11 protein-coding genes are annotated in these 14,007 nt (G+C 41.7%); 4 read left to right on the top strand and 7 right to left on the bottom strand.

Annotation, left to right across the window (positions count from 1 at the left end):
* Positions 1-323: 323 nt before the first annotated feature.
* Both parC and C8D84_RS10160 read left to right on the top strand, forming a co-directional pair.
* Complete coding sequence (parC, locus tag C8D84_RS10155) at positions 324-2,630, top strand: DNA topoisomerase IV subunit A (protein ID WP_109591901.1); 2,307 nt, start codon at positions 324-326, stop codon at positions 2,628-2,630.
* 84 nt (positions 2,631-2,714) lie between these two features.
* Positions 2,715-3,236, top strand: a complete 522-nt coding sequence (locus C8D84_RS10160) for a hypothetical protein (RefSeq protein ID WP_109591903.1) — start codon at positions 2,715-2,717, stop codon at positions 3,234-3,236.
* Between the two features lie 236 nt (positions 3,237-3,472).
* On the opposite strand, the gene C8D84_RS10165 is transcribed toward C8D84_RS10160, so the two are convergent.
* The 3 genes from C8D84_RS10165 to C8D84_RS10175 form a co-directional block, all read right to left on the bottom strand.
* A complete protein-coding gene (locus tag C8D84_RS10165; RefSeq protein WP_109591905.1) occupies positions 3,473-4,774 on the bottom strand; it encodes an MATE family Na+-driven efflux transporter in 1,302 nt (433 codons plus the stop codon).
* 179 nt (positions 4,775-4,953) lie between these two features.
* The gene (locus C8D84_RS10170; protein WP_109591907.1) at positions 4,954-5,433 is read right to left on the bottom strand and encodes a BLUF domain-containing protein; all 480 of its coding nucleotides are present in this window, start codon (positions 5,431-5,433) and stop codon (positions 4,954-4,956) included.
* 377 nt (positions 5,434-5,810) lie between these two features.
* Complete coding sequence (locus C8D84_RS10175) at positions 5,811-6,326, bottom strand: hypothetical protein (RefSeq protein WP_109591909.1); 516 nt, start codon at positions 6,324-6,326, stop codon at positions 5,811-5,813.
* 300 nt (positions 6,327-6,626) lie between these two features.
* Here C8D84_RS10175 and C8D84_RS10180 point away from each other — a divergent pair, with 300 nt between their 5' ends.
* Positions 6,627-7,457, top strand: a complete 831-nt coding sequence (locus C8D84_RS10180; RefSeq protein WP_228244534.1) for an HAD family hydrolase — start codon at positions 6,627-6,629, stop codon at positions 7,455-7,457.
* Between the two features lie 75 nt (positions 7,458-7,532).
* On the opposite strand, the gene C8D84_RS10185 is transcribed toward C8D84_RS10180, so the two are convergent.
* Complete coding sequence (locus C8D84_RS10185; RefSeq protein ID WP_109591911.1) at positions 7,533-7,796, bottom strand: hypothetical protein; 264 nt, start codon at positions 7,794-7,796, stop codon at positions 7,533-7,535.
* A gap of 404 nt (positions 7,797-8,200) precedes the next feature.
* Between C8D84_RS10185 and C8D84_RS10190 the strand changes: the two genes are divergently transcribed.
* The gene (locus C8D84_RS10190; protein ID WP_228244535.1) at positions 8,201-9,322 is read left to right on the top strand and encodes an ABC transporter substrate-binding protein; all 1,122 of its coding nucleotides are present in this window, start codon (positions 8,201-8,203) and stop codon (positions 9,320-9,322) included.
* A gap of 241 nt (positions 9,323-9,563) precedes the next feature.
* On the opposite strand, the gene C8D84_RS10195 is transcribed toward C8D84_RS10190, so the two are convergent.
* The 3 genes from C8D84_RS10195 to C8D84_RS10205 all read right to left on the bottom strand — a co-directional run bounded on the left by C8D84_RS10195 (position 9,564) and on the right by C8D84_RS10205 (position 13,864).
* A complete protein-coding gene (locus tag C8D84_RS10195; protein ID WP_109591916.1) occupies positions 9,564-10,799 on the bottom strand; it encodes an FUSC family protein in 1,236 nt (411 codons plus the stop codon).
* A gap of 245 nt (positions 10,800-11,044) precedes the next feature.
* A complete protein-coding gene (locus C8D84_RS10200) occupies positions 11,045-12,280 on the bottom strand; it encodes an FUSC family protein (RefSeq protein ID WP_109591918.1) in 1,236 nt (411 codons plus the stop codon).
* Between the two features lie 162 nt (positions 12,281-12,442).
* On the bottom strand, positions 12,443-13,864 hold the full coding sequence (locus C8D84_RS10205; RefSeq protein WP_109591920.1) for an FAD-dependent oxidoreductase: 1,422 nt from the start codon (positions 13,862-13,864) through the stop codon (positions 12,443-12,445).
* Positions 13,865-14,007 lie beyond the last annotated feature (143 nt).

A 14,007-nucleotide genomic window follows, 5' to 3' on the forward strand; every position in this document is an offset into this window, starting at 1 on the left:
TGTCATAGTTATCAAAACCTTAATAGCAATAATCGATAATCTTTCAGCGATTTATTAGCAAACATTTATTCATTAATACTGTTTATAGTGTTTTATCGTTAACTATTTTTTACCTTTACTATCAAGGGCAGTAGCAAGCTCTGTTAAGGTCACAAAGTTACGTCGTGTACCCTTTTTATCATTATCCAGCACGTCACGACCTGTCGTCTATTCTGACTTATGCCTTTTTAATTTTGCCAATATCCTTTACGATAGCGCTATCCTATTTGTACGCTTGCACCAATTATTTATACCTATTAAAACTGATAAGTGAACCCTATTTTATGTCCGATGTTATTGATCATACGATTGACCCTATTATTCCTAATGAACCGATGGATACTCGCTCAGTCGCAGAGTTCACTGAGCAGGCCTATCTCAACTATGCGATGTACGTCATCATGGATCGGGCGTTACCAAATATCGCTGACGGTCTAAAGCCTGTCCAGCGCCGCATTGTTTACGCCATGAGCGAGCTGGGGCTAAAATCAACGGCAAAGGCGAAAAAATCTGCGCGTACCGTCGGTGACGTGCTAGGTAAATACCATCCACATGGCGATAGTGCTTGTTATGAGGCGATGGTTCTAATGGCACAGCCGTTCAGCTATCGCTATCCACTCATCACGGGCCAAGGTAACTGGGGTAGCCCAGATGATCCTAAATCCTTTGCCGCCATGCGTTATACCGAAGCCAAAATGTCGGCTTATGCCAATACTTTGCTTGCAGAACTCGGACAAGGCACGGTCGATTGGCAAGACAACTTCGATGGTACGATGCAAGAGCCAACCACCCTCCCTGCCCGCCTGCCCAATATTTTATTAAATGGTACGACAGGTATCGCGGTTGGCATGGCAACCGACATTCCACCGCATAATCTTAATGAGGTGGTGCGTGCAGCGATTCGCTTGCTTAAAAATCCAGAGTTGTCCGTTAAGCAGCTCACGCAATCAATACCAGCGCCAGATTTGCCAACGCCTGCTGAAATCATTACCAGCAAAAAAGACTTGCAAGCGATGTACGAGACTGGTCGTGGCAGCTATAAAATGCGCGCAACCTTTCATATTGACCCGAAAGAAAAAAATCTCGTCATCATTAACGCCCTCCCTTATCAAGTATCCGGTAATAAAATTCAAGAGCAAGTTGCTAAGCTGATGACGGATAAAAAGCTGCCGTGGATTGTTGATATTCATGACGAATCAGACCACGAAAATGCTTGCCGTATCGTACTTGAGCTAAAATCAACCCGAGTCGATGTCGCTCGCGTCATGAGCCATCTGTTTGCCAGTACGGATCTAGAAAGCAATTATCGCGTCAATATGAATATGATTGGCCTAAATGGTAAACCACAGGTCAAAAACCTAAAAGAAATTCTTGATGAATGGCTGGTCTGCCGCCGATCAGTGGTCACCCGTCGCTTACAATATCGCCTCGATAAAATCGACAAGCGCTTACATATCCTCGCAGGTTTGCTGATTGCTTATCTTAATATTGATGAAGTCATTCGCATCATTCGCGAAGAGGACGATCCAAAATTATCGTTAATGCAAGATTATGACCTCACTGATATTCAAGCCAATGCTATTTTGGATATTCGTTTGCGTCAGCTAGCAAAGTTAGAGGAAATTGAGCTACGCCGCGAGCAAGATGAACTGGCTGCCGAACGCGCCATCATTCAAGAGTATCTGGACAATCCAGACAGTCTGACCAATCTGATGATTGACGAGCTAACAGCCGATATGAAAGAACATGGCAATGAACGCGTATCACCACTGGCAGAGCGCGAAGAAGCGCAAGCATTAAAAGAATCTGACCTTGTACCGAGCGAACCGATCACTGCCATCCTATCAAAGGCAGGTTGGATTCGTGCTGCCAAAGGTCATGACGTCGATGCCGCTGGCATGAGCTATCGTTCAGGTGACAGCTATCAAGCGCACGTGCGCGGTAAATCCAATGAGAAAATCTACGTGCTCGATAGCACTGGACGCAGCTATAGTATTGATGCGCATAGCCTTGCTTCGGCTCGTGGTCAAGGCGATCCTCTGACCAGTGTGTTAAAGCCACCAGCAGGTGCTAGCTTTGAGCAGCTATTAACCGGTGCTGACAATCAACGCATTATTCTCGCTAGCTCCGCAGGTTATGGCTTTATCAACACCATCGGCAATCTTGATAGCAATCAAAAAGCGGGTAAAAACATCATTAACCTAGCGGCTGATAGTCGATTGCTCCCTGTTGCGCGTATCGATGCGCCAGTAGAAACGACTGCCAATGCTGATGGTGACAATACCCATGCAAAGGTAGCGCCTGACCATATCGCTGTCGTGACCAATGCTGGATATTTACTGATATTTTCCCTCGATGATTTACCTGAACAGGCACGCGGTAAAGGTAATAAGCTAATTAAATTGAAAGAGAATGAGGAAGTGCTCGCCATTACGCCTCTCAGTCAGCAAGACAGCCTAATTATTACCGCTGGCAAACGCCATGTGACGCTAAAACCAAATGACTTGGCTAACTATATGGGTGTTCGTGGTAATCGTGGTAGTCAGTTGCCAAGAGGCTTTCAGAATGTGACGAGTGTTGAGGTTGGTTGATTTAGTTTCGGTTCTTAGATTCTAGAAAAGTTGGGTTAATAGCTTAGCTTACGTTTGCTATTTAGGTTGTCATAGGAATTAGAAATGGTATTACGAAAAGATCTGAAAGATGCTCACGAAAATAGTGTTTTAAGCACTTTTAAGGATTACATGAAAGAAAAAGGTTCAATTTTAAAAGTTGAGAATAGGCCTGATCCACCAGATGCTTTGGTTGAAATTGATAATAATAAAACTTGGATAGAGATTACAGACGCTTTTTTCAGTGATGATGTTGCTAAAAGCATTACATCTTATGCTGCTCATGATAAAATACATCAACCGTCTAAAAGTGGTCTATTTATAGATGCTGATGCAATCACTTCTGAACGAGTTGAGTCAGTTATCAAAAAAAAGTTAACTAAAAGCACAATGATCGAGCTAGCCAATTTACATGGAGGTGGCATACTTCTTGTTGGCTTATTCGATCCATTTTTTGACATAAATGATATAGAAAATCTTTTATCACCAGCTTTTAAGAGTCAGTTGCAAGCTCAAAAAGTCTTTGATTCTATTTATCTATATGAAACGTGCAGCGAAAAAACACATAAATATAAGAAGATTAAGTAATCAAACCTATGGTAAGGTTCTGAATTGGAAAATTACGAGCAAGCGTAGGCTGGGCTTTTAGCCCAGCAAACTCTGTCAAAAAACTAAACCTTAACTATCAATCTTAATACCATCAATATCCGCTCCACCCCATTCAGACGTATAAACCCCTTCTTCTACGCACTTTTGAAAAGTCAAATACTACCAATCGATAGGGCATGCTATATAACCATGTTTCACCGCATAGCTGTCTCAAGTTACCATATTACTTTGATGTCTTGTTCGCGCAACGCTTTCTTATATAAGATAACAGTCGGAATAAGGTCTATCAATATACCAAAGCCAAACATTAGGCATATACTTAATAGCGTCGGTGTAAATACCTCTAGTTTATATAAGACAAACATCGCGCCATAATAGCCGACATTGATCCAAAGTGACTGAAAGAACATATAGTTCGTTTTACCTAAGCCATATAAGGTAGCATCCAAAATACTATTATTGAATATAAAGACAAAATAAAATACTGTCTGTATTCCAACAATATACATCACCGTTTTTATGTCCTGAACATTCATAACATTAGCAAGAAAGCTTTGCCAGAATGGAATAGTAATACACCATATAGCGACAAATATTAGCCCTAGTGAGAAATAGCCTTTTGTGTTTCTGGCAATATTTTTTACGTCTTCACCAACGTCTCTTTTTACTAACTCGGACAATGCTAAGGCAGGTAGTAACAGCCAGCCCCAAATAAAGCTATTAGCTACCCAATAATTACCTTGCTCCTCAACCATGTTAATCATTTTTATAATCATGACTATAAAAGCAATATTTCTGACTAGCGATTCTAATCCTGAAAATACACCTGTCGTCCACCACTCTTTCATCCATGTAAATGACATTTGATTGACTGATAAAAGCTTCAATCCATATTGTCGTATAGAGATATAGGTGGCTAGTAAAATAGCTACATTGACAATAATATTCGTCCAAGCAATACCGATAACACCCATATTCAGACTAAACTCAAAAGGTCCAAAAAACACGCTATCTAAGAATATAGATAGAATCATCTGCACCGCTAGAAAGCCATAAATATACTTATCTTTATTTAAACTGATAATAGTAACCGTCATATATTTAACTAGCGTAGCAAACATAATTGCTACGGTTTCCAGGCGAATATATTGTGTCGTTCTTTCAACGATCTGCTCTGATTGCTCCATAAAAATCACAATATTTTGTGAATAAATGAATAAAATCGCAGATAGACAAGCCGTGATACCCAAGATAACGATAAACCCAGTCTGAACTTTATTTTCAAATTCCTCTGTATTAGACAAAGATTTTCCGAAAAGATAGAATAAAGGCAAAATTAAGGCTTCTTGCGCTATCTCATAAATCAAACTCAGCCACAGTATTTGACTCGCAATATTTATTCCTGAGTCACTAGGCAAATCACCTAGAAAATTCACTCTAATTGTTTGATAGAGTGAAGGTAGTGCCATCATTGAAATAAGAGCGATTAACAGTCTAATATTAATATTTTTAAACATGAGGTTTTTTTAAGAAATAAGCATATTGTTTGGCTCATTATAAATGAGAATTTATACTTTAATTGACTTAAAGTGCTTTCCTCTTATCTATATATGAAACATAACCTACTCTCATCAAAAAGCCGCCTATACACACGGTATAGACGGCTTTTTTACGACAATCAGAATAGAAAAATCGTCTAAGACTTGTTAGAGTCAGCATTTTCAAAAACTGCTGTCAAAAAGCTTTTAATCTGAGCACTTGTCATTAGATAGGGATTATAATCAGAACCTGCTGAGAAGCTTTTGAGGGCATACTCTTCATCTTCAGCGCTTGATGTTAGATGTTTCACTAAAAACCCATTCCATTGACGCGACTCTATTTCCTCTATATTAACAATATTGGGAAAAATAGTTGAATGCTCGTCAAGTATTTTTTTTAAGGCAATATTGATAGCGGGCCTTGTCCCTTGAAAACTTTGAACGAAATAACCTTCACTAATGACTAAAGCTGAAGCTATATTGTTTTCTTCAAAATACCTTCGCCAATACTCAAGTGCACGAGTCAGCTCGATTCCCGAATCTAGGTCGACATTTTTGGCGATATATATCATGTTGATAAGAATATGCTCGCCATTTATTTTTTTGCTTTCTGGAGTATGGCTTGTCGCTATAGTCATGAGAAACCTTATTTATAAAAACCTGATCTAATTTAAGATAAAGTATAATCAATAAAAAATTTTTTCTTAGTGGTTTTTTGTCATCTAGCATCGTTGTATTTCTAGAAATAAGCATTGGAATTCTAATGAGATAGGACGCTGACACTTCTCGGAGTACAATTGTACTATAAAACTTGGCACAATGACTGCGATATCATTAGTCTAATAATTAACAAGCCTAATCTATATCTTCCTATAGCACAGTCTCAACCCTAACATACGACTGACCCACGCTTACTCATGGCTCAGACGTTGCAAACATCACTTACTCTTACTAAAAAGCCGTCTATATACACGGTATAGACGGCTTTTTTACGCTCATTAAAACGACCAAAGCATCAATACCGACCCATCTCAACCGTTGTCTCAGCAAGCACACTATCGCCTTGCCATGCCTGCACATCTACCGTATACAGATGGTTTTTGCCACCTGAACAAGGCGGTTTATACGCCCCTCCCGCTTCCCCTGCACGGCTACGATATTCCGCGATCATCTCAATCCCGACTGGCACTTCATAAGTATGCCCAAACACGCGTGGAATCTCAGCACTCGTAGCACCTTCTGGTAGGGCAAACTCTACAATGCCATGTCCACCATGTTGCATACGTTTATTGCTCACATCGTTGTAAACGAAAACCAAGCTCTCCGCACCCATCGGTATGTTTGAGACCGTCATGCTCGGCGTGGCTGGATTTTTGCCATCATAGTTTAGACACTGCTGCCCTTCAGGTATTTTTTTGCCATTCCAAGCAGCATCGTTAAACTTAACATCCATTGCAAAGGCATTGGCAGATAGTGCCAATGTTGCTAAAGCCGTCAAAGTGGTGACTGATTTTAAGGTAAAAATTTTCATACTAGCTCCTTTAGATAGCGGATACACTGATAAAAACCGTTCATCATTTTGTTAACTGATATTGATCGTTAATCTTAACCTTATAATAAATAGCCACTATTAAGTTAATTATATCGTTTAGGGTTTTTGTTAACCTTTCGAATAAACGCAAATCAATCGCAATGCCCGCAAAGCGAATACCGCAGCAGTAGCCAAATTTGCATCATCGCAGGTTACTTTATAGGTATTTATCTCTTTGGGTGTGTTGTAGTAGTATCTAAATCATTGGTATTGAAACGACTAAAAAACAATAGGATCATCATGTTTATCGAAGACAAAATCGCCAAAGAAAGTATGACTATCAACACTCCGACACCCAAGATCATCTTTTTTGACATCGATGACACCTTGAGCCGCAATGGCATCATTGCCCAACACAACAAAGCAACACTTGAGGAGCTTGCAAGCACTGATATTAAGCTGGTGATTTCAACGGGACGCTCCAAAGCCATATTGCCAGCAGATATTTTAGCTTTACTCAAAGCTGATGTCTTAGATGCGATTATTTGTATGAATGGACAGTATAGTTTTGATAAAAAGGGTCGAATTAGCCACTATCCGTTGTCCGCTGAGCAAACGGATACAATCGTGCGGCTGTGCCAGCAGAGCGAGTTGATTCATAAGTTTGACTCTGCCACCCATATCGCTTGGTCAGGTGAAAATGAGCGCTTGCGCGAGTTTAATGCCATCACGCCAAACTCTATCGTTGATCCTGAATATCATAAAGGGAATACCGTCTATCAATGCTCAGTATTTTTTAACAATCAACAAGAGAAAATGCAAGACGTCGATTTTGCCCAGTACGAGTTAAAGCTCGTCCATTGGCATCATATCGGCGCAGATATCTTACCGATAGAGGCATCCAAGGCGCGAGGCATTAAAGACGTTTGTCAATATTATGGGGTAGATGCCAGTGAGTGTATGGCGTTCGGTGATGGAATGAATGATTTAGAGATGTTTGACTTGGTCGGCTATGCGGTGGCGATGGGTGATGCAAAGCAAGAATTGATTGCGCGTGCAGACTTTGTCACGGGTACGATTGAGGAGCGCGGTATTCAGTCGGTGCTTGAGCAGTTTCATATTGCGTCTTAATAATCAGACTTTGCAAATTGCTACTTCTCTAGGACGTGTCCTCATTTTTAAAATAAGGACACGTCCCAGATAAATCTAACCATGCTTCGTCATTAAACTATAAAGCCAACTACCGATTTTATAAAATCCGACAACAATCAAAATAAGCACCACCGCTGCCAGCACATAGGCCAACCAAACAGGCACATTACTCAACCAGCCAATCGTAAATGCTAAACCCATGTACGTCTCAACCGGCCAATTAACGATAGGTGTCGGCGAGCCAGCGTTAAACATGGTCATAAAGGCGACGATGCCAAGCACAGCAGTAATCAGTCCAGCGCGTTTACGATTATTCATCTTTTGCCTCTTTTAATTCAAACCATTTAATTAACATTCGATTGTTTTTATTTTATCGGTACTCTTTGCATCTTATAAAAACCACGTTGTAAACTCATGGCTTAAGGGTAAAGTAGCTCTCATCATAGCATGATTATTTACGCTTATTATCTTACTCAAATTCAGCAGTAAATCCCATATTTTTCCTTTTATAGATTCTTCAGCCATTCATCAGCGACACTTTTAACAATATTATGAAGAACGTACTTCTTTCTTGCCCTTTAAATTCTTAACAATCATAGCCATAATAGTTTCACAACTGGCTCGATACCTTATATTTAGCACTTAGTATTTAGCCCTTAGCTTCCATTATCTATCATTTAACTTTTTACTCATTTGCATCATTCTTATTTAGGAGAGATATTTTGACTCATTCATCATCGCCCCACAACATTGCTCGTAGCGCTCATATACTACCAAAAGCACTATTAGCCGTGGCTGTTGGGCTAGCACTTGCTAGCTGTAGTAAGTCAGACAATACGGCGGCTGATGGTACAGCGGCGAGTGCTGAAACGCTCAATCTGTATAACTGGTCAGAGTATATGCCGCAAGAAATCCTTGACGGCTTTACTGAAGAGACAGGCATTCGGGTCAATTACACCACCTTTGATTCTAACGAAGCTATGTACGCCAAGCTCAAACTACTCGATGACTCTAGCCAATATGACTTAGCCATCCCATCAACATATTATGTCGAAAAAATGGCCAAAGAAGGCTTGCTGCAAGAGCTCGATAAATCCAAATTGAGCAATTTTAAGAATCTTGATACGTCTTTTACCAATACCAAGGTTGATCCAGAGAACAAATATTCGATTCCCTATATGTGGGGCAGCACCGGTCTTGCCATTAATGGTGACAAGGTCGATCCTGCAACCGTAAATAGCTGGAACGATTTATGGCGTCCTGAGTATAAAGGGCAAGTGATGCTGATGAACGATATGCGCGAAGTGTTTGGCATGGCGCTATTGACCCTTGGGCATTCAGGTAATAGTAAAAATCCTGACGAAATCAAAGCCGCTTATGAGAAGCTCACGACCTTGATGCCAAATGTGAAGACCTTTAACTCGGATGCCTCGCGCATGCCTTATATGGAAGGCGAAACCACGGTTGGTATGAGTTGGAATGGTGAAGCTATCATCGCCAATAACGAAGGCTTGACCAGCTTGGTTTATAAATATCCAACTGAAGGCGCTATCTTGTGGATGGATAACTTTGTCATTCCGAAAAACGCCAAACAAGTCGATGCAGCCCATAAGTTTATTGACTACTTGCTGCGTCCTGAGAACTCTAAAATCGTCAGCGAAGAGATTGGTTATGCCTCGCCTAATATGGCTGCGCGTGAGATGATGCCAGAAGAGGTGAGAAACAATCCAACCATCTATCCGAGCAAAGACGTACTGGCAAAAGCGGAATTCCAAGAAGATGTGGGCGATGAAGCATTGCAAGTCTATCAGCAGTATTGGGATAAACTAAAAACTGGTCGTTAATCATTGTTTGTTGATAGCTGTTTTTAATAGCCATTTTTAATAGCTTTTTTAACAACTGTTACCGCAAAAAAAACGCTGACTTAATAAAGTCAGCGTTTTTTATTTATTCTTTATTGGCTTTTATTTAGCTTTTATAGTCGGTTCAATATAATTTGGATACAAGGAAGGCGAGCGAAAGTACTACCAATAGTAGACTAAACGAGCCTGACACCGTATCTGATTTATATAGGATTGACTATATTTATAAGTGCAAATCAGTTTCACTACCTTTATGCTCGATACGGCGCTGCTCGCGGCGTTGATAGCGCAGACCAGAGGCGGCAAACCATTGCGGCTTAGTCGTTTGCAATAAATCACTAAGTCGCTGCAACTGTACTTGTAAGGTTTGGGTCAGCCAAAAATAGCCTTGCCACTCAAAGCCTAAGTTTTCTACGCTTGGATATTCTGATACCGCGATACGGGTAATAGGACGAAATACTTCATCATTTGGGCTACGTAATACCGCCGCCATATGCTGCATCGCTTGCGTCAATTCGTGCTGATAATGAATAAGCAAAATATGGTTTTCATCGTCAATTTCAATATTGGCCAAACGCGGTGCGGCACTTAACAGTAAATCAATCGTACCAATAATATTCCGATGAGTACGCTGAATAGTCTCTAGTGTTTCCTTTTCAATACCCGATTCACTTGCTGTCGCTGCGATATGCGGACGCACGGCAAGCAAACGCTTATTAATTTTTTGTAATGCTTTCACCAAGGATTTATTGACGGGTGTATCTGGTATAGAACTGTTCGATGGATAAATAATACTGGCCGAACTGGTCGCCTTACTATATTTAAACGGCTTGGGCACTAAGACATCCGCATCAATATGATTGCCAACCCCTGCATACAAATTGCTGCACGTCTCAAGATTACTGGCCAACAAAAACCGCCACATCAACGTCGATTTAAGCGGTAAAATTAACGTTGCGGCCACCGCTACTCCTGCACCAAGCAAAATATTGAACGCGCGATATAAGCCATCTTGGGCAATATTGCTATGGTCAGGGCTCGACACAATCATCAGCATGGTAATACCTGTCAGCAGACCGATATAGCCTAATTGCTTGACCGCCACATAACCGATGATGCCACTGATAATGCCAATCAGTGCATAATATAGCCACAGCCAGCCACCGATATCTTTAATCAGCCATAAGAAGCTAAGTCCAACCACCACCCCAAGCAAAGTACCCAATATCCGCTCTTTAGCCTTGGTATAAATCGCCCCTTGATATTGTAACAAACCCAAAATCACAAACACAGTAATGGTCGTCCACTCACCATGCGGCAAGTGCGTAAACTCATTTAATAAGAGCGCAATAAGTATAGCCAGACCCAAACGTATGGCATGCAAAACATCTGCATGCTGATAACGGGCATAAGGCTCTACAAATGGGGCGGTAAATCGTTGCCAAAAAGTCGGTTTCACGCAGGGTATCTCTTATAAGTGAAGGAATAAAAAATCGGTTAAATTCTAGCTACTGGCTTAACTATTGATAAAGCGATGATAAAGTCATGATCAAAAAATAACGCCTTTTACCTATTAAAAGATAAAAGACGCTGAAGGTCAAAACATGCTAGCACATAACGACAAAAAAACACCCTAACAACATCGCATTTGGTTATTGGTAACGCTGAAAGGTGCTGACAAATACTTGCCAGCATCTCCTATATTTACAAGTGTAAATCGGACTCGCCACCCTGCTCTTTCATTCTACGCTGTTCACGCTTTTGATAGCGCAGACCAGAAGCAGCATACCACTGCGGTTTGGTCGTTTGTAGCAGATCACTTAACTGTTGTAGTTGTGCTTGCAGCGTTTGCGTCAACCAAAAATATCCTTGCCACTCAAACGTTGCATACTGTACGCTAGGATATTCTGATAGCGCAATACGCGTAATAGGTCGAAAAGTCTGATCGCTTGGACTGCGTAGCACTGCCGCGATATGCTGCATGGCTTGGGTGAGCTCGTGTTGATAGTGAATCAGTAGCGTATGATTATCGTCATCGATATCGATATTCGCCAAACGCGGTGCTGCACTGAGCAATAAATCGATGGTACCGATGATATTGCGATGGGTACGCTGAATCGTCTCTATCGTCTCTTTATGAATGCCGGACTCGCTTGCTGTTGCAGCGATATGTGGACGTACTGCGAGTAGTCGCTTGTTTATTTGCTGCAGCGATTTTATCAACGCTTTATTGACAGGCATATCTGCAGTAGTGCTATTTTGAGGATAAGACAGGCTAGCTGAGCTTGTCGCTCTAGTATAGACAAGCGACTTGGGAGCCACTATTTCAGCATCGATATGATGTCCGACACCAGCATAAAGAGTACTACAGGCTTCTAAATTATTTGCCAATAAAAATCGCCACATCAACGTCGACTTTAGAGGTAAGACCACTGTCACCATGACCGCAATACCTGTACCGATTAAGATATTGAGTGCACGATAGACACCATCTTGCGCCATATTAACTTGATTCAAATTAGAAACGATCATCAGCATAGTAATGCCAGTGAGTAATCCAGTATACCCTAGCCGCCTGACCGAAAAATAACCAATAATCCCACTAATGATACCAATAAGCAGGTACTCTATCCCTAACCAAGCACCCGTCCCTTTATTGAACCATAAGATTGCAAATGCCACGACAATACCCAAAACCGTGCCTAGTACTCGCTCTTTGGCTTTGGTATAAATAGCGCCTTGATACTGTAGCAATCCTAAAATAATAAAGACGGTGATCGTCGTCCATTCTCCGTGTGGAAAATGGCTTATTTGATTGGCTAACAGCGCAAGTACAATGGCTGCACCGATACGTATGGCGTGCAAGATATCAGCGTGCTGATAGCGCGCATAAGGTTCAATGAATGGTGCAGTAAATCGTTGCCAAATTTTTGGTTTCACGCACAGGCACTCTTATTAATTGAAGAATATATAGTCAATGAAAAGTAATATCGAACCATCATGTACTGCTGATATCAAAAAAAACGTCTCTGACCTGTTAAAAGGCAAAAGACGTTTGAGATCGAAATAGAGCTATCAATAATTGGATGTCAACCAAACCCATTATACCTCTAAGAAGTCCAAAATACCTTCAGCGGCTTCACGACCTTCCCAAATCGCGGTCACAACCAAATCAGAACCGCGTACCATATCACCACCAGCAAATATCTTGGGGTTTTTGGTTTGGAATTTAAAGGTTTGCTTTTCTGCTGCCAGCACGCGACCGGAACTGTCCATTGTCACTTGCTGAGACTCAAACCAGTCAGCAGGGCTAGGACGGAAGCCAAAGGCCATAATCACAGCATCACATGGGATAATTTCTTCTGAATTAGGAATCGGCTCAGGACGCTGACGACCACGATTGTCTGGCGCACCCAAGTGAGTCGTAACGACTTTCACGCCATTCACTTTACCATTCAAACCAATGATTTCTGTCGGTTGACGATTGAATAGAAACTCAACGCCTTCCTCGCGAGCATTGACCACTTCGCGGCGCGAACCTGGCATGTTCTCTTCGTCACGGCGATAGGCACAAACTACTTGCTCAGCCCCTTGGCGAATACTGGTACGGTTACAATCCATCGCAGTATCGCCACCACCTAGCACCACCACTCTTTTGCCTTTAAAGTCGATATATTCTTCAGGATTTTTTTCCCAATCGTTGCAGCGATTGACGTTGGCAATCAGGTAATCTAGCGCATCATGAACACCGACAAGCTCTTCACCAGCAAAGCCGCCACGCATATAAGTGTAGGTACCCATGCCCATAAATACCGCATCGTACTCGCTTAACAGTTCATCAATACTAATATCAGTACCGATTTCTGTCTCAAGACGAAATTCCATGCCCATGCCTTCAAAGATGACACGGCGGTTACGCATGACGTCCTTTTCCATTTTAAATTCTGGAATACCAAAGGTCAGTAAACCACCAATTTCAGGACGCTTATCAAACACAACTGGTTTCACGCCGTTTCTAACCAGTATATCCGCACAGCCCAAACCTGCTGGCCCCGCACCGATGATCGCGACTTTTTTATCTGTCCAAACCACATCAGACATATCCGGACGCCAGCCAAGTGCAAAGGCGGTATCGTTGATGTACTTTTCGACATTACCAATGGTTACAGCGCCAAAGCCATCATTTAAGGTACAAGCGCCTTCACATAAGCGATCTTGTGGACAGACGCGGCCGCAGACCTCAGGCAACGTATTGGTGCGGTGACACAATTCAGCCGCTTGAAATATCTGCCCTTCGGTGGCCAATTTGAGCCAGTTAGGAATGTAGTTATGTACAGGGCACTTCCATTCACAATAAGGGTTACCACACTCCAGACATCGGTGCGACTGCTGCGCAACGGCTTCACTCTCAAACGGTTTATAAATTTCAACAAATTCCGTTGAGCGCGTGGCGATGTCTTTTTTGGTCGGCTCAAGCCTTGGTACATCTAAAAACTGAAAACTATTTTCTAAGCGTTTTGCCATGGTATTGTCTCTTTAATATGAGGCTTTTTATATCAAGCTTTTTTAAAGTGGGCGGTGACAGTCAACGATGTCTCATTTATCGCAAAATTAAGAGATTTATATCGTGACCGTCACTTACCTGCTGAAAACCTCTGAGTTAAAAG

Origin of the sequence: Psychrobacter immobilis (genome assembly GCF_003148585.1) — a bacterium.
Lineage (GTDB): Bacteria > Pseudomonadota > Gammaproteobacteria > Pseudomonadales > Moraxellaceae > Psychrobacter > Psychrobacter immobilis.

Coding starts and splice junctions, on each gene's coding strand:
- parC (WP_109591901.1), top strand. CDS start 324: ATGTCCGATGTTATTGATCATACGATTGACCCTATTATTCCTAATGAA.
- C8D84_RS10160 (WP_109591903.1), top strand. CDS start 2,715: ATGGTATTACGAAAAGATCTGAAAGATGCTCACGAAAATAGTGTTTTA.
- C8D84_RS10165 (WP_109591905.1), bottom strand. CDS start 4,774: ATGTTTAAAAATATTAATATTAGACTGTTAATCGCTCTTATTTCAATG.
- C8D84_RS10170 (WP_109591907.1), bottom strand. CDS start 5,433: ATGACTATAGCGACAAGCCATACTCCAGAAAGCAAAAAAATAAATGGC.
- C8D84_RS10175 (WP_109591909.1), bottom strand. CDS start 6,326: ATGAAAATTTTTACCTTAAAATCAGTCACCACTTTGACGGCTTTAGCA.
- C8D84_RS10180 (WP_228244534.1), top strand. CDS start 6,627: ATGTTTATCGAAGACAAAATCGCCAAAGAAAGTATGACTATCAACACT.
- C8D84_RS10185 (WP_109591911.1), bottom strand. CDS start 7,796: ATGAATAATCGTAAACGCGCTGGACTGATTACTGCTGTGCTTGGCATC.
- C8D84_RS10205 (WP_109591920.1), bottom strand. CDS start 13,864: ATGGCAAAACGCTTAGAAAATAGTTTTCAGTTTTTAGATGTACCAAGG.